Source organism: Chitinophaga sp. RCC_12, from assembly GCF_041360695.1.
Lineage (GTDB): Bacteria > Bacteroidota > Bacteroidia > Chitinophagales > Chitinophagaceae > Chitinophaga.
The window spans coordinates 278113-294625 of sequence record NZ_JBFUPS010000005.1; the positions used below are offsets into that span (position 1 = coordinate 278113).

At 45.4% G+C, this 16513-nt stretch carries 17 protein-coding genes; 10 read left to right on the forward strand and 7 right to left on the reverse strand.

Features of this window, described 5'->3' with window-relative positions; all coding sequences use genetic code 11:
* Nucleotide 1: 1 nt before the first annotated feature.
* From AB6805_RS16950 to AB6805_RS16960, 3 genes are all read right to left on the reverse strand, one after another.
* Nucleotides 2-1060 (reverse strand): NAD(P)-dependent alcohol dehydrogenase, encoded by a 1059-nt coding sequence (locus AB6805_RS16950; protein ID WP_370910625.1) that lies wholly within the window; start codon nt 1058-1060, stop codon nt 2-4.
* A gap of 60 nt (nt 1061-1120) precedes the next feature.
* On the reverse strand, nt 1121-1678 hold the full coding sequence (locus AB6805_RS16955; RefSeq protein ID WP_370910626.1) for a DapH/DapD/GlmU-related protein: 558 nt from the start codon (nt 1676-1678) through the stop codon (nt 1121-1123).
* A gap of 64 nt (nt 1679-1742) precedes the next feature.
* The gene (locus AB6805_RS16960) at nt 1743-2621 is read right to left on the reverse strand and encodes a helix-turn-helix domain-containing protein (RefSeq protein WP_370910627.1); all 879 of its coding nucleotides are present in this window, start codon (nt 2619-2621) and stop codon (nt 1743-1745) included.
* A 179-nt stretch (nt 2622-2800) separates the two neighbouring features.
* Between AB6805_RS16960 and AB6805_RS16965 the strand changes: the two genes are divergently transcribed.
* The 7 genes from AB6805_RS16965 (at nt 2801) to AB6805_RS16995 (ending at nt 8989) form a co-directional block, all read left to right on the forward strand.
* Entirely contained in the window at nt 2801-2977 is a 177-nt protein-coding gene (locus AB6805_RS16965; protein WP_370910628.1) for a hypothetical protein, read from the forward strand.
* Between the two features lie 32 nt (nt 2978-3009).
* Nucleotides 3010-3189 carry a hypothetical protein gene (locus AB6805_RS16970; RefSeq protein ID WP_370910629.1) on the forward strand — a complete coding sequence of 60 codons (180 nt, stop codon included), beginning with the start codon at nt 3010-3012 and terminating at the stop codon, nt 3187-3189.
* Between the two features lie 95 nt (nt 3190-3284).
* Nucleotides 3285-4259, forward strand: coding sequence for a grasp-with-spasm system ATP-grasp peptide maturase (gwsG, locus tag AB6805_RS16975; RefSeq protein ID WP_370910630.1), 975 nt, complete (start codon nt 3285-3287; stop codon nt 4257-4259).
* Complete coding sequence (locus AB6805_RS16980; protein ID WP_370910631.1) at nt 4237-4416, forward strand: hypothetical protein; 180 nt, start codon at nt 4237-4239, stop codon at nt 4414-4416. Before gwsG ends, AB6805_RS16980 begins: the two co-directional genes overlap by 23 nt.
* A gap of 2 nt (nt 4417-4418) precedes the next feature.
* Nucleotides 4419-5489, forward strand: a complete 1071-nt coding sequence (gwsS, locus tag AB6805_RS16985; RefSeq protein WP_370910632.1) for a grasp-with-spasm system SPASM domain peptide maturase — start codon at nt 4419-4421, stop codon at nt 5487-5489.
* A gap of 1 nt (nt 5490) precedes the next feature.
* Nucleotides 5491-7698, forward strand: coding sequence for a peptidase domain-containing ABC transporter (locus tag AB6805_RS16990; protein WP_370910633.1), 2208 nt, complete (start codon nt 5491-5493; stop codon nt 7696-7698).
* Nucleotides 7688-8989, forward strand: coding sequence for an HlyD family secretion protein (locus AB6805_RS16995; RefSeq protein WP_370910634.1), 1302 nt, complete (start codon nt 7688-7690; stop codon nt 8987-8989). Before AB6805_RS16990 ends, AB6805_RS16995 begins: the two co-directional genes overlap by 11 nt.
* A gap of 35 nt (nt 8990-9024) precedes the next feature.
* Here AB6805_RS16995 and AB6805_RS17000 read toward each other — a convergent pair whose 3' ends face one another.
* The gene (locus tag AB6805_RS17000) at nt 9025-10200 is read right to left on the reverse strand and encodes an MFS transporter (RefSeq protein WP_370910635.1); all 1176 of its coding nucleotides are present in this window, start codon (nt 10198-10200) and stop codon (nt 9025-9027) included.
* A gap of 94 nt (nt 10201-10294) precedes the next feature.
* Complete coding sequence (locus tag AB6805_RS17005; RefSeq protein WP_370910636.1) at nt 10295-11128, reverse strand: helix-turn-helix domain-containing protein; 834 nt, start codon at nt 11126-11128, stop codon at nt 10295-10297.
* A 254-nt stretch (nt 11129-11382) separates the two neighbouring features.
* Between AB6805_RS17005 and AB6805_RS17010 the strand changes: the two genes are divergently transcribed.
* The 3 genes from AB6805_RS17010 (at nt 11383) to AB6805_RS17020 (ending at nt 14804) form a co-directional block, all read left to right on the forward strand.
* Nucleotides 11383-13296, forward strand: a complete 1914-nt coding sequence (locus AB6805_RS17010; protein ID WP_370910637.1) for a histidine kinase — start codon at nt 11383-11385, stop codon at nt 13294-13296.
* An 18-nt stretch (nt 13297-13314) separates the two neighbouring features.
* Nucleotides 13315-14061: a LytR/AlgR family response regulator transcription factor gene (locus AB6805_RS17015; protein ID WP_370910638.1), complete on the forward strand. Its 747-nt coding sequence runs from the start codon at nt 13315-13317 to the stop codon at nt 14059-14061.
* Nucleotides 14062-14183: 122 nt separating this feature from the next.
* Entirely contained in the window at nt 14184-14804 is a 621-nt protein-coding gene (locus tag AB6805_RS17020) for a hypothetical protein (protein ID WP_370910639.1), read from the forward strand.
* Between the two features lie 40 nt (nt 14805-14844).
* Here the strand turns inward: AB6805_RS17020 and AB6805_RS17025 are convergent, their stop codons facing one another.
* Together AB6805_RS17025 and AB6805_RS17030 are read right to left on the reverse strand one after the other, a co-directional pair.
* Complete coding sequence (locus AB6805_RS17025; RefSeq protein WP_370910640.1) at nt 14845-15897, reverse strand: right-handed parallel beta-helix repeat-containing protein; 1053 nt, start codon at nt 15895-15897, stop codon at nt 14845-14847.
* A 118-nt stretch (nt 15898-16015) separates the two neighbouring features.
* Nucleotides 16016-16486: a hypothetical protein gene (locus tag AB6805_RS17030; protein ID WP_370910641.1), complete on the reverse strand. Its 471-nt coding sequence runs from the start codon at nt 16484-16486 to the stop codon at nt 16016-16018.
* Nucleotides 16487-16513 lie beyond the last annotated feature (27 nt).

Here is a 16513-nt window from a genome sequence, read left to right on the forward strand (position 1 = left end):
ACTAGGCATTTTTCAAAGAGTTCATGTCGATCACAAAGCGGTATTTCACGTCACCTTTCAGCAAACGTTCATAGGCTTCGTTGATTTGTTGGATATTGATCATTTCGATATCCGCGGTAATATTATGCGCTCCACAAAAGTCCAACATTTCCTGCGTTTCAGCAATGCCGCCGATCATTGAACCGGAAAAACTTTTGCGGCCCATGATCACACTGAAGGCGGCAACCGGCAGCGGATGCTCAGGGGCACCTACTAATGCCAGCGAACCGTCTACCCGCAGCAGGTTCAGGTAAGCATTGATATCATGCTCCGCAGATACGGCGTCCAGGATAAAGTGCAGTTTGCCCCTGAAGGCGGCCATCTGCTCTTCATCTTTGGACAGCACTACTTCGTCGGCGCCCAACCGTTTGGCCTCTGCGAACTTTGATGCGGAAGTGGTAAAGGCTACCACATGCGCTCCCATGGCTTTGGCGATCTTTATGCCCATATGACCCAATCCACCGATACCTACAATACCCACTTTTTTCCCGGGGCCTATGTTCCAGTGACGCAGGGGAGAATAGGTGGTAATGCCGGCGCATAGTAATGGCGCTGTTGCGGCCAGGTCAAGGTTTTCTGGTATGCGCAATACATAGTTCTCATCTACCACAACGCTTTCTGAGTAACCGCCAAAGGTAGGCGTATCCAGGTATTTATCGGGCGAATTATAGGTTTGGGTGGGACCCGGCTCACAGAACTGTTCCAGGCCTTCCTGGCAGTACTGGCATTCCCGGCAGGAGTCTACCAGGCAACCTACACCCACTACATCTCCCACCTTGAATTTGGTCACATGATCGCCTATACGAACAATCCTGCCTACGATCTCATGACCCGGAACACAGGGATACACGGTGAAATGCCATTCATTACGCGCCGTGTGCAGATCGGAGTGGCAAACCCCGCAATAAAGAATATCGATCTCCACGTCGTGCGGAGTAGCTGTTCTTCGCCTGATGTCAAGCATGTTCAAAGGCGCTTCCGCCGCCGGTGTGCCATATGCTTTTACTGATGTGGTACTCATAATTTTTATTTGAAATTAATGACTGCTTCAGATTTTCGTAAAGAAGATGGATATGCCTTATTAAGAAATTGTTTTGATCAACCTGGCCGGTATCCCGCCTGCCACCGTGTTGTCCGGAACATCCCTGCTGACTACCGCACCTGCCGCCACTACTGCATTTTCGCCGATGGTAACACCGGGCAGAATGGTAGCGCCCGCGCCGATCCAGGCGTTCCTTTTTATCAAAATGGGTTTACACAACATGCTCCGCCGGTCTGCCGGGTTGAGCGGGTGGTTTTCCGTAATGAGGTTCACTTTTGGCCCGATGAGTACATGGTCTTCCAGGGTGATGCCGCCCATGTCCAGGAAGGAACAGGCATGATTTATAAACACATTTTTGCCAATTTTGATAAAGCGGCCGAAATTGGTATAGAAGGGTGCGAATATGGCGGTGCTTTCATCCAGCGCAGTACCAATAATTTCGCTGAGCCTGGCTCTTATCTCTTCTACACTGGTAGCAGCATTGAGCGCCGGCGACAGGGCCAGTGTACGGTTAACCACTGCATCCACTTTGAAAAATTCCGGGTCGTTCAGCGCGACGAGCTCCCCGGCTTTTAGTCTCTCGAAAATATCTTTCATTACGCAAAGGTAGGATGGCCCTTCCCTTTGCTGTTTATGACTATCAAACCAATAATTAAGAAATTCAAACTTCCAGGCTGCGCAATGAGGTTGGGTTGGTGCCGGTCATCCGTTTAAAGTAATTATTAAAATAGCTGGGATATTCGAAGCCCAATGCATAGGCAATATCAGCAATGTTCCAGTCGGTATGCTGTAGCAGCGCCTTCGCCTCGCTGATAATCCGTTCGGCAATATGCGCAGTGGTGGGCTTACCAGTAACTGTTTTTACCGCCCGGTTGAGGTAATTAACGTGCAGGGCGAGATTTTGCGCGTAATCCTGTGCCGTTTTCAATTGAAGCGGCTTATCCGGGCTTTCAATGGGGAACTGTCGTTCCAATAACTCAAGGAAAACAGCGGTGATCCGGCTGGCGGCGTTCTTATGCTGATCAAAGTTTTCAGAAGGCTGCATTTTCATGGCTTCATGCGCGATCAGGTTGATATAATTACGGATCAGGTCATCTTTAAAAATATAACTGCTCTGCTGTTCCTCGATCATCTTCTGGAAAATGGTATTGAGAAAAATCCGCTGCGCATCGGTGATGGTCAGGATAGGGGTGCCACCTATCTTGAAAAATGGCGACTGCTGCAGGATATCCGCGCGTTCTGAAACATTCAGGAATTCTTCTGAAAATAAGCAGGTATAGCCTACGTAGGTGGTCGACAGGGTTTCCCAGGAATAGGGAATATGCGGATTGCCAAAGAACAGCACCGTACCTTCCGCATGGAAGCTCCGGTCGGCATAATGAATAATGCTTTTGCCCGTGGTCAGGCAAATCTTATAAAAATCCTTCCGGCTGTAAAAGCGGGTAGCATGACTATCATTCTCAATCTGGAAGGCATTGAAGCCTTTTAGTTTGAGATCGTTATTGAATGCGGATACCGAACGTGCCTGGCCTTTTTTCATCTCACAAAATTAAGAAAATCAAGACAGGGTACCAACTTGAATCCGGTATCTGCCTGGCCAACGCTGCAATTATTCCCCCAAATACTACGAATATGGATTGTAACCAGTCAAATATGCCTTTGCCCTCGGCGGAATTACCCCTGCGGCCTAATTTTAAGGCATATTTAAAATCTAATAACATGAAACAGTTAGAAAAATTGGTTACCAAAAAGGTAGCATCTCCGGAAACGGTGAAAGGCGGTAGAGCACTCGCCCTTGAATTCTTCCTCGAAGATCAGGAAAGAACCACGGAAAACCATGCTTCGTGGAACGGTCAGCACTATGTAACTGATACCCGGAATGATCCTAACAAGTAACCCCAAACGTAAAACTCTAAAAATTAAAAACTATGGAAAAGTTGAAAAAACTGAATGCAAAGAAAATTGAATCCCTGGAAACGATTAAGGGCGGAAAACTCGCCCTCGTGAGCGAGCTGGCTGATTCCGGCGATGGCGCAGGTACCACCATTCACTCGCCTACCCATTATTCAGGACCGGATGTTTACATCTGCGACCACAAACGCGACTAGTAATAAACATCTCCTTCCGCCATTGTTATGTCCGGAAACTACAGAACTGCCGGTGATTGCCGGCAGTTCTTACTACCAGTAATCAACTGTACACCATGTCTCAACAGATCCTTATATTAAGTCAATCGCACCTGGAAGGCACCACGGATCATGTTTGCCAGTGGATGGACCATTTGCGGATACCCTACCTGCGGGTTAACGGGGAGGACTTCTTCGATATTCAAAACCTGGATGATCTGCCAGGCAACAATGAAATGGCTGCTGTCTGGTACCGGAGAAAGATCAGCAGCTTTCCTGTAAAATACCGTCTTAAACAAGCAGACTTTAATACGGAGTACACCCTGAAACGATTCCTGGTAGATGAATTCAACGGCCTTCATTCCCTCTTGTTTTTTACCATTGACCGCCATAAGTGGCTCAATGACCCCATCTCTGAAGATAACCTGAATAAACTGCACGTATTGAGCCTTGCCCGTCAATGCGGGATTAACATCCCTTTTACGGAAGTGGTGACCACCAAAGCTGCAATTATACATTTGCTGGATAAGTGCAACGAGCTAATCGTAAAGCCTGTCAGCGAATGTATTTTTGTAGAAGACGCTGATGGCGAAAAGTACAAGATGCTCACCAAAACCATCAACAAAGCCAATCTTCACCTGGTTCCTGAAAAGTTTTTTCCTTCACTGGTACAGGAAAAAATTATCAAGAAGTTTGAGATACGCACGTTTTACCTGGATGGCGAATGCCATTCGATGGCTATTTTTTCGCAAAACAACCGGAAAACAAAAGATGATTTCCGGAACTACGATAACCAGCGGCCAAACAGGACAGTGCCCTACAAACTACCGGCGGATCTGGAACTTAAGCTGGATCAGCTGATGAAAGCACTGCACTTCCGCACAGGTTCTATTGACCTGATGGCAGACATGCAGGGAAACTACCACTTCCTCGAAATTAACCCTGAAGGCCAGTTCGGCATGGTGTCTTACCCCTGCAACTATTACCTGGAAAAAAAGTTAGCATTATTGCTGCATAAAAATAGCGCTCATGAAAAAGAAATTCACCAGTAAACTGAAAGAGAAGAAGGGATTGCCGCTGTCGCTGTATTTCCTGGACAAGGATAACCAGCAGCAAACCTATCCCATCCTCAAATTTGAAAAGGCCCCGAAAATAAATTCCGGAGGATTTGAGCTTTTCAATTTTTATAAAGTGATCTCCAAATTCTGATAATGGAATATTTAAATCTATACGCAAACTGCCGGCTCGTGAAGGGAGCCCGTATGTCGCTGCTCTGCGATCTGCAAATGCGCAGGTTTTATCATATCCCGAACGATACCGCAGATGTGTTCATCTTCCTGCAACAACATTCCATCGACGAGTGCATCGCCCATTACGGGGAAGATAACCGTAAAACCATTATGGGTTACATAAATTTTGTGCTGAGCAAAGAACTGGGATTTACGGACGACCGGCTGCTGCCGGAACTGGTACCACTGGACCTCAGCTGGGACAGGTATTCAGCAATTACCAATGTAATTATTGAGTATAATGAAGATATCGACTACGCCGGCTCTTTTTTTCGCGAACTGTTCGACCTGCATGTACAGGCACTGGAGATCAGGTGTTACCGTAAAACGGAGCTGGGCAAGCTCCGCGAATTACTGGAAGTGTTCAACGGTACAACGCTGAAGTTCATTAAACTGGTGCTGCCGTATGACGATACGCTGGACCTGCCAACGCTGGACAAGCTGGTAAAAAAATACCCGCGCGTGAAGTCGCTGCTGATACATTCCGCACCGGTTGATAAGCCGGAGAAAATATTCGATGGTTCGGTGCCCGTGATATTCTTCAGCAATCATATCAATTCCTGCCTGGCCTGCGGGGAAATACGTTCCACCTATTTCATTTCAAACATGGAACTGTTCACCGAAAGCCAGCATCATAATACCTGCCTGAACAGAAAACTGAGCATAGATCTGAACGGATATATCAGGAATTGTCCTTCACTGCCGGATAACTTCGGGCATATAACAAACACACCGCTGCCGGAAGTATTGGACAATCAGGCATTTCACCGGTATGGAAAAATCCGTAAAGATGAAATAGCGGTTTGTAAAGATTGTGAATTCAGGCATGTATGCACCGATTGCCGGGCTTACGTGGAAGATCCACAGGATATTTATTCCAGGCCGCTTAAATGCGGGTACGATCCGTACAGCAACACCTGGGAGGACTGGACGGAGAATCCGTTGAAGCATGCTGCCATTGCCTGGTATGGGCTGGGAGAGACAATAAACTAATATGAAACTGAAAGCATTCCCTTTTTATATGCAGCCGGACAGGAAGGATTGCGGCCCTACCTGTATAAAGATCATCAGCAAGCATTACGGCCGGCTGACCGATATTCAGACCATCCGGTCGCTGGCGGAAACCACGCGGGAGGGAAGTTCTTTGCTGGGATTGTCTGCCGCAGCGGAGGGGCTGGGCTTTAAGTCGCTGGCAGTAAAGATAGATTTTATTACCCTGTTGGAAGAGGTGCCGCTCCCGTGCATTTGCCATTGGGGGCAACAGCACTTTATTGTTGTTTACAAAATAAAAAAATCAGGACCGGATACATTCGTGTATGTTTCCGATCCTGCTTACGGACTGATAAAGTATACCCAACAGGAGTTTATAGATGGCTGGATAGGGAAAGGAAAGCAGGAACGCGACGAGGAAGGAATTGCCCTGCTGCTGGATCCTGGTCCCGCATTTTATGAAGCAGATGCAGCAACACCGCGGAGCAGGAAGGATTTCTCTTTCCTCTTCGGTTATTTCTTCAGGTACAAAAAGCTGATCGCTCAGCTGGCAATAGGTCTCTTTGCAGGCAGCCTGCTATCGCTTATCTTCCCCTTTCTTACGCAAAGCATTGTAGACATAGGCATCCAGAACCACGACCTGAACTTTATTTACCTGGTATTACTGGCACAGGTAATGTTGTTTATCGGGAGAATGGGAATAGAAGTAATCCGGGGTTGGATCTTGTTACATCTCTCCAGCCGGATTAATATTTCCATTGTGTCCGACTTCTTCATAAAACTGATGAAACTGCCTATCAGCTATTTTGATACCCGTATGACCGGCGATATTATGCAGCGTATCAATGATCACCACCGGATAGAACAACTGCTAACCAATTCTTCGCTAAATACCCTGTTCTCGCTGGTGAACCTGGTTATTTTCAGCGTGGTGCTGCTGCTGTATGATTACCGCTTATTCCTGATCTACCTGTTGGGAGCCATCTTATCAGTAGGATGGATATCTTTTTTTCTCAGGAAGAGAAAGGAGCTGGATTATAAACGTTTCTCGCAGGTATCACAGGAGCAGAGTAAAGTGATTGAACTGGTGAATGGTATGCAGGAAATCAAGATGCATAATGCGGAGCGGCAGATGCGCTGGGGTTGGGAATTTATGCAGGTAAAACTGTTTAAAATACAGATCAGGTCATTGTCGCTGGAACAGTGGCAAACGGTGGGCTCCAATTTTATCAACCAGATGAAAGACATCTTTGTCAGTTTTCTTGCGGCAAAACTGGTACTCGATGGTAACCTTACCCTGGGAATGATGTTGGCGGTGCAATACATCATTGGCCAGCTGAATGGCCCGCTGATGCAGCTGATGGACTTTGTCAAACAAATGCAGGACGCAAAAATATCGTTGGAAAGGCTGGGAGAGATCCACGATAAGGAGGATGAAGAACGTACTGATGTACAAACGATGATAGAAATACCGGAGCAGGATATTGCATTGAATAATGTGTCTTTCCGGTATGTAGGTGCCGGTGCGCCGGTGTTCGAGCACCTGAGCCTGCGTATACCATACCGCAAAACCACTGCCATTGTAGGCGCCAGCGGCAGCGGTAAAACAACCCTGCTGAAACTGCTGATGAAGTTCTACGAACCGGGCGAGGGTGAAATTAAAATCGGGAATGTACAGCTGCAGCATATTTCTGCGCGGTACTGGCGCGATCAATGTGGCGTGGTCATGCAGGAAGGGTATGTATTCAATGATACCATCGCAAAAAATATTGCCATAGGAATAGATGACATTAACCGGCAACAGCTGCGGAAGGCCGTGGATGTAGCATGTATCCGGGATTTTGTGGAAAGCCTGCCATTAAGTTACAATTCGAAGATCGGTAATGAAGGCATTGGCATCAGCGGCGGGCAGAAGCAGCGGCTCTTTATAGCCAGGGCCGTTTACAAATCGCCGGAATATATATTTTTTGATGAAGCCACCAGTGCACTGGATGCCAATACAGAAAAAGCGATCATGGGCAACCTGGAACAGTTCCTGAAAGGGAAAACGGCGGTGATCATCGCGCACCGGTTGTCGACCGTGAAAAATGCCGACAAAATCATTGTACTGGATAAAGGAAAAGTAGTGGAAGAAGGAAGTCATGATGAACTGGTATCGCTCCGGAAAGAGTATTACCGGCTCGTAAAAAATCAACTGGAACTTGGAAACTAAAAAAGATATCTTAGACACTATTCAGCTGCACTCAGAAGGGGTGCAGGACATTCTTACACAGCCACCACATTGGATGGTCCGCTGGGGGAATACCACTATATTTTTTATACTGCTGCTCATTTTAGTGATGAGCTGCGTGATAAAGTACCCGGAATTTGTTCCTTCTGCCGTCATCATTTCCTCCCGGAATCCGCCGGAGAAGCTGGAAGCCAGGATCAATACCAAAGTGGAGGAAATATTTGTGACCGACCATCAGCCGGTTTCCCGTGGGCAGATACTGATGGTGCTGCAATCCACTGCCGACTACAAGGACGTGATCCGGTTGAGGGCTATCGTTGATTCGCTGGGTAACAGGGGCGTGGAGCACTTCCCACTTGGTGAAGTAGCGGGGTTCAAACTGGGAGAGATCCAGGCGGACTACAACGCCTTTGCCCGCGCGTTGACCGACGCACAACTTTATACCACTTTGCAGCCATATTCCCCGGACTATGCAGCAGCCAACAAAAGCCTGGCGGAGTCACGCAGCAGGATACGTACGCTGCAGCAGCAAAAAAGCCTCGAGCAAACGAAGTATGAGCTGTCTAAAAGGGAATTCGACCGGTACCAGGAACTGTTTAAAGAAAGGGTTGTTTCTGCATCGGAAATGAACCTGGAAAAAATGAAATTTCTGCAGGCAGAACAGAGCCTGGAAAACATCAGCCTTGCGATATCCCAGCTGCAGGAAGGTATGCTGGGTATTGAAAAGACCCGGAGCGGGGCAACTATCAATGCGCAAAAAGATAAGATCAATTTAACAGCGCAGACCGGGCAGCTATTCGAGCAACTGAGAAAATCACTCAACGCCTGGGAACAGAATTACCTGCTTACCTCTTCTGTGGCAGGTGTGGTAGGCTTTCAGCAGTTCCTGGGAAAGAACCAGTTTGTGAAAACAGGAGATATTCTGTTGTCCGTGATGCCGGATGATAAAGATATGCTCATCGGCGGATTACGGGTGCCAGCCACCAATTCAGGCAAGGTAAAGGTGGGACAGAAAGTGCTGCTGAAACTGGACAACTATCCTTACCAGGAATTTGGTATGGTGGAAGGCCGGGTGAAAAATATCGCCAATGCACCGGATAAAGATGGCAATTATTATGTGAATGTCATTTTGCCGAAAGGGCTTCAAACATCTTTTCATAAAATCCTTCCCTTTGATAAAGAATTAAAAGGCAACGCCGAAATAGTTACGCAGGACCTGCGGCTGATAGAAAGATTCTTTTACCAGATGAGAAAGCTGCTGCGGTTTGAATAAAAGTTCTACGCCCCCTCAAGGGGCGTAGAACTGTGCTATACCTGTCCGGGCGCATTCTTCCTGTTAAAGAACAATATGAAAATGGCCAGCAGGCAACTGAACGCACCAAACAGGTAAACGGCTTTATAATCATACCAACCTGCGATGATACCGGCAATAGGGCCCGACAGTCCCAAAGAGAGATCAAAGAATGCGGCATAAGCACCTAATGCTGTTCCCCGTATTTGCGGTGCTACCTTTTTGATCACCAGCACACCTAATGCAGGAAATATCAGGGAAAAACCGATGCCAGTCAGGCTGCATCCCGCTATTGCCATCACTTCTGATGAAGCAAATCCAATCAAAAGCTGTCCTGCGGCCTGCACTATTAAAGAAACCAGCGCAACTTTATATCCGCCATACTTATCGGGGAAGGAAGAGAAAAATACCCGGGTAAGTACATAGCACGCTCCGAAGGCCATGAAAGCCATGGAGGGATCGCCCCAATGTTTTTCGGTGAACAGCAAGGAAATGAAGGAAGAAATGCAGGCGAATCCTATGGATGAAAATGCCAATCCCAAACCCTGTTTGCCAATCAGGTTTATTACTTTGTAGAAAGGTGTCCTGATATGTGAGGCATCTACAGGTAAAGCCGGCAGCTTGATGGTGGGAAGCCTGGCAACAACCGGCAGCAATGTGATGACAGCAAATACATATCCTGTTCCAAAGGCCCTTTGCATCCAGATGGCCACCGGTGCTCCTATAGCAATGCCGGCATACATGGCAATACCATTCCAGGTCATTACCTTACCGGACCTTTCCAGGCCCACCAAACCTATTCCCCAGGTTAATGCGCCCGTCACCGACATGCTTTCCGATATGCCGTGAGCAATCCGCGATATCATTAAAAGTCCTAATGCTAATGCGGCGTTCCGGCTGCTGGCTGCAGCTATGCTGTATAAAACACCGGAGAACATTACAAGCAATATACCGCTATGGGTGCTCGTTTTTGCGCCTTTTGTATCCGTGGTTTTCCCTGAATATGCTCTTGTCAGCAAGGTAGCCAGTGATTGCAATCCTATGACCAGGCCAACAACCAGGTTACTGCATTTTAAATCGTTTTTTACAAAACCGGGAAGTATTCCCAAAGTCATTCCGATAGTAAGATAAATAGCGAATACCGATATGATAATAGGGGTTATCAGGGTAGCTATTGGTTTTTTCTCTGTCATTTTGTATCGTATTATTAATTTAAATTTTACGGATACAAAATTAAACGGCGTCGAAGCAAGGGCCGATAGCCGTCTAATGGCTATGATTGGACAATTAATGGTTTTTGATCCTGAACTCCGTGGCGGTCATTCCTGTGTTCTTTTTAAAGAAGCGGGAGAAATAAGCATGGTCTTCATACCCTAATTCGTAAGCGACTTGTTTTATATCTAAAGAAGAATAGAACAGCAAGCGCTTTGCTTCCAGCAGGATTTCCTGGTGAATCCAATGACTGGCGGCGAATCCGGTGACTTCTTTTACTATTTCGTTCAGGTAAAGGGGAGTGATGTTGAGCAGCGACGCATAAGCCTTCACCTGTTTTAGTTCTTTACATTTTGTATTGACCAGTTGTTTGAAGCGGAGAACGGTATTGTACTTTTGGCCGCCAACCAGGCTCAGGGCGTTTTGTGACTGTATTATTTTTGAAGCGATCATTCCCGCTAATGTTGCTGTCAGGGAGCTTATTAAGTTTTTTTGAAGTGGCAATGATGGCTGATGAAGGATATCTTCAAACAAAGGCATTATTTTAAAAACCGCATCTTCCTTTTGAACCGTCACCGACTGACGGGCATTAAGATAGGTGTCGAATATTCCCCGGATCTGCGTCGATATTTGCCCGCTGTCCACAAATACTAACCAGCCCTCGCAGTTTTTATAGCTGATATATCTATGCACCTGACCGGGGGCAACAAAGCTTATGGAGGGTCCTTTCATGATGACTTCCGTAAAATCCAGCTCCCATAAAAAGCGCCCTTTCAGTTGAATGATGAACATATAATGGTCGTCCCTATGCGGGATTTGTACAGTTTGGTCCAAACTTTTCATCAGCTCTATTTCAACGCCTGCCGGCGCTAGTTGCTCCTGGTGTAATAAAATTGCGTTCCTGGCCATTATGGTTGATGCTAGTTTTCTTCCGGTAAAAATACAGATAATAGAAGGTACTTTATCCCTTATCTGAAAAGGAAGCAGGTGCAAATATTGGGTCAGGCGCTACGGATATGGAATGAAAGCTACTGGATATTTACCCGGCCGGTTATTGAACATTTTTAATTATATATTTAGAGAATAATCATTATAAAACCAGGGAAGAAAAAGAAGAACCGTTTATATTTATGTTTTTTTGTGCAGCTAAATTTACATCATTGATGAATGCAAGAGCCGCCTTTGCGGTTATTCCGGTTTTGACCCTGCTTTTTATTGCCTCGTGCAAGGATAAAGAAAAGCCAGGGAAGGATCAGGGAAATACCCTTCATGCAGCGCCCCGGAAAGATTACCTGTCCCTGATCATCTCCCTGGATACACTATCATCTGCCGGAATAAAAAGTGCGACTTACCGGGAAGACAGCCTGCTGCGGCATACTCCTGACAGCAATGTAAACCCGTTTTATCATTATTTCAGGGGAAGATATTACAACATGGAAAGGCAACGGGACAGCGCAATAGCCGAGTACAAAAAGATGGCCGGACCAAAAGGCGATGTGGAAGTGGAGCTGTTGAAAACCTACAGCATCCTCGACAACAGCACCGCTAACGGCACTATGGTAGAAGGGGCTTTAATGAACGACATACTTGCCGCCATGCAAAAAGCAGAAGGCGCCCATAGCAGGCTGACCTATCGCTTTTACGACCTGATGGCCAAAGCCTATTACCAGAACCACAACGAAAAAGAATCACTGGAATATACCGAACGCTATTATAAAAGCCATCCTTTCAAATCCCACCCAGTCATCCGGCAACGATATTATGATATTTCTTTCATGCTGGCCTCCAGGGTGGATGATTATGATAAAATGCTGCTGTATAATGTACAGGCGCGTGATCTTGCAAAGAGCATCGGCGACAGCATGGCAATTGCGAGGTCATACGATAACTTATCGCAGGTATACGCCCGCCAGGGGCAATTTGAAAAGGGCCTTGAATGTAGCAGGATCTTCGTTAATTATTTAAAGAAAACCAATAACCTGCAGGCATATGCGTATAATAATTTAGCTACCAGTTTTATCCGTAATAGCCAGCTGGATTCGGCGATCCACTACTATAAAGAGGCTATTGCCCTTGCCAAAAAGAGGGAAAATGGGAAAGAAGATCCCAATTATTACAAGGGACTTATTGAAGCGTATAAAAAGAAAGGCGACTACGCAGCAGCCATGGAGACAGCGGATTACGCCTTTTCCGTAGAAATAGATCATATTAAACAGATAGAAGCGGTTAAGGTAGCGGAGATACAGACAAAATATGAAGCAGAGAAAAAAGACCGGAATATCGCTGAGCTAAGCAGCCGGAATGCGTTGAACGAAAAGGTGATCCGTCAGCAAAGATGGACACTGGCATTGGCATCGCTGGTATTCATCGGCATACATTTATTCTTCTATATCATTCACCGGCAATACCGGTTGAAAGAAAAGAATAAAATGTTGCAATTGGAAAACAGCCGCCTGAACATCGAGCAGAAATTACTACAGGCACAGCTAAACCCGCATTTTATTTTTAATTCTATCGCCAACCTGCAAAGCCTGGTCGCTTCCGGCGATACAAAAGAATCTGTCCGTTACCTCTCAGCGTTTTCAGGGCTGTTGCGCAGTGTGCTGGAACAAAGCAGGAGGGATTTTATCAGCCTGGAAGAAGAAGTCACCTCGCTGAAAAATTATCTTCAGCTGCAGCAGATGCGTTTCGCAGGGATCTTCGATTACCAGGTAACCGTAGCAGCGGATCTTTATCCCGAAGATATACTGATTCCTCCGATGTTAGTACAACCATTTGTTGAAAACGCCATAGAGCATGGGTTCAGGAATATTCAATACAAAGGCATGCTCAGGGTATCCTTCAGCGCGGAAAACAACCAGGTGATCATCCTGGTGGATGATAACGGCAAAGGCCTTACCAGTAAGGAGGAGAACCCGCAAAAGAAAAGGTCCCTTGCCGGAATTATCCTTAAAGAAAGACTGGAGGCGCTTTTCAAATCCAACGGACAGGAAGCGAACTTCAATATTGAAAATAAAGACAATAACGGAACACATGGTGTTACTGTGCGTATTGTAATACCGGAAATTAAAGACTAAACCAGAAAATAATTGCACATGAAGCTTTATATTCTTGAAGATGAAGCGCTCATATTGAAGCACCTTTTACAAGTCGTTCAAGGTATTCCCTTTGTGGAGGTCATAGGTAATTCACCCGAGGTGGCCCAGGCGGTGAGGGAAATACCCGCCCTGAAACCAGACATTATTTTAGCGGATATCCGGCTGAAAGACGGCGACAGCTTCCGGCTATTTCATGAAATAGGGAATGAAGGCTTCCAGGTTATTTTTCTTACGGCCTATGATCAGTATGCCATACAGGCGCTCAATATGGGGGCTTTTGGATACCTGTTGAAACCGATAGATGAAGCCGCTTTAACGGAAATGCTGAAAAAATGTTTCCACCAGCGGAAGCAGGAACTTATTGACCAGCAGCAGCTGGAAATAGCCCGGCAACACTATTTGGCACAGGAAGGAACGGTACCAAGGCGACTTGCATTGAAAAGCATTGAATATATAGAAATTGTTTCGATAGAAGATATTATGTACTGCAAGAGCGACAAAGGATACACTACCTTCTACCTGAAGAATAAACGCGAAATCCTTGTGTCGAAGGGCCTGAAGGACTATGAGGGTTTATTGTTGCCCGCCGGCTTCCTGAGGTGCCACCAGTCGTACCTGGTTAATTTCCACTACGTGGAAAAGTATTACAGGGAAGGATATTTAAAAATGCAAAATAATGAACAAGTACCGGTGTCCAGCAGGAAGAAGGAGGAAGTGCTTAATTATCTGGAGAATATTTCTTAGGCAGGGAGGTGGTTGTTATGTCGGAAGTTGTCCGAATCATTTGTACATTCGGCGAAGCGTTGAATTTGCGTATAGTTGCCATCACTTGAGAAGGGTATAAGAGCGTTAAGTTATTATCTGAAATGAGAATATTTGTTATTACATTTTTACTGCTAGTGTCAACAGGCTGCGGTCAAATGCAGGAAGTGCGCACCATCAAGCAGGGGAATGCTGCTGATACAATTAAAAGTGATATAAAAACTATGGATTCAGATTACTCACCTACCTTTGAGAAAGCTCATCCGGTCGCTAAGCGATTAATGAACGACGAGTTCTATTTTAGTGTAATAGAAGGGACTGCTCCCTTTGGTAGCGACGACGGTGCGGACACTTATGCGGGATTCAAGAGCTGGAGACCAGCGCACAGTTCGGAAAGCCCCATCCGGTTTCTGCAAGATCAAATTGAAGATTGGGGATATCCACAATTTGACATTAAAGAAACTTCCTTTGAGAAGTTAATGCCTTATTTAAAGGAAAACCATTCCGGGTTTCGTGCAATGACGGGTATTGATGCCGCTATTGTTGCCACTGCATTTGGACAGTTATATCTTGAAGGTACCATAGCGGGTGATATTAAAGACCTGGCGAAGATATCGGTTAAAAGAGAACTTTTACCTGAAATTTTAGCATTCTGGGAAGAGGATGCAAATGTTCGTCAGGCAAAGCTACATAAACTGATGAAAGTTCTTGAAGAGGTTGAATAAATAGTTATCAGTTGTTGCGGCAAAATAAGTCTATGGTGTATCACCGATTTCTCATTATCCTGAATATCCCGGCTGGAATGTCTTTTCCTGCTGAGGCAGGGGATAAGTTAAGATAGTTTACAGGTATCGTGTCTTTATCTGTTTCGGTAAGCAGCACTTTTCCTGATCGCTGAATATTCTTCATAACCGGGCGATTCACCCCATCTTTTTCGATGATACCATTATTATTCAGGCCCATTTCCATAGTATTTTCTGTAATCAAAGAATTGGCGAAGGTATATCGGCCTTTGTAATCTTTCATACTTATCCAGAAGCAATTATTATTTGCTATAATATTATCTCTGAAAACAAAATCTGAATATTTTCCGAACCATATGGCCCCTTCGTAGGCGCCATATATAATAGAGTTGGTAAGAGAAAATTCCGTTACAGATAAGAATAGTAATAGTGCGTTCCTGCATTCATAAAATACGCAATGGCTTACTTTGATACCGCTACCTTGCGCGAAAATGGCGCCCTGTATTGGCGCTGAATTCTTACTGCCTACAAAATAGCATTGCGAAATTTCCATGTCTTTTAGTTCAGGCCGGTGGCGCTCAATTGCATAATAGTAAACCACAGAAGGGTGGGTGTTACCCAGGAATTTTAATCCCCTGAAGCAGGTGTTATTGCGTTCAACCTGGAAGCCGATGCAATGATCAAATTTCCCGTAGTTTTTATTGTTAGGAGAAATAGATTGTATAACCGGCATTTTGGAGGGCAGCCAACCGGTGTCATCGGGCAATATGGATGCCTCTATGGTGTATTTCACTGTATCTGTTGGCGTAGAGGACTGTAGCACCAACTGTTGCGTGAGTGTGTACAAGCCGGGAGCAAGCTTTATGGTAACAGCCTCCTTTCCGGTGAAACCATTGGCCAGGGCAATCGCTTTGTCAAGGCTTGCCAGCGGATCTCCCATTGTTCCTCTCGCGTTGTCCCTTCCTTTTGCAGGGTCAACGAATACTGTTTGGCCTGCTGATGTGTTTAGCTGAATGACGCATAAGAAACATAAAGTAATGATAAGTTTGTACATGGTCGCCGGAGTTAGATTCATATAAATTCCTGGTTTATATGAAAGGTACTATTTCCCCGGTAGCGCGGTTGTTCAAGGCAGGATCAAGTTTGTGCAAGTTTGTTCAAGCGGATAATTTATTAGCTGACATCATTTGGGATTACTCCTGAACATCTTTCTTTCCTTTACCTAAAATCAGATGTCCCAATAAAAAATCAAACAGGTAATGGTCATCAGCATCTTTTTGGGCTACAATAGATAATCCTGTTGTTCCTTTGGTGAAGTTTGTTTTATAAGAAAGTACTAACTGATCTTTTTCCATAATTGACCATTGCCAAAGCGGCGTATCATTAAAGACAAGTTTAAATTGCCGGTTTTGATATTCGAAATTGAAGTTTAATGAAAACGGAATACTTTTCAGCTTCAAAACAGGTTCGCCTGATGTTACTATTTTGATGTTGTTACGGCTGAAAAGGCCGGAGGAATGCTCAATACTATATTCATTTTGACGGATATTGAAAGTTGCAGGTTTTTTAAGCCAGTCGTCTCCTCTTTGATATGTTCCAATTTCTTCGCCATTGACTAAAAATACGAATTTACCTTCGTTAATCTGGTTCCATTGCCTTTCCATAAACAGTATATATGATTGTAATTATGT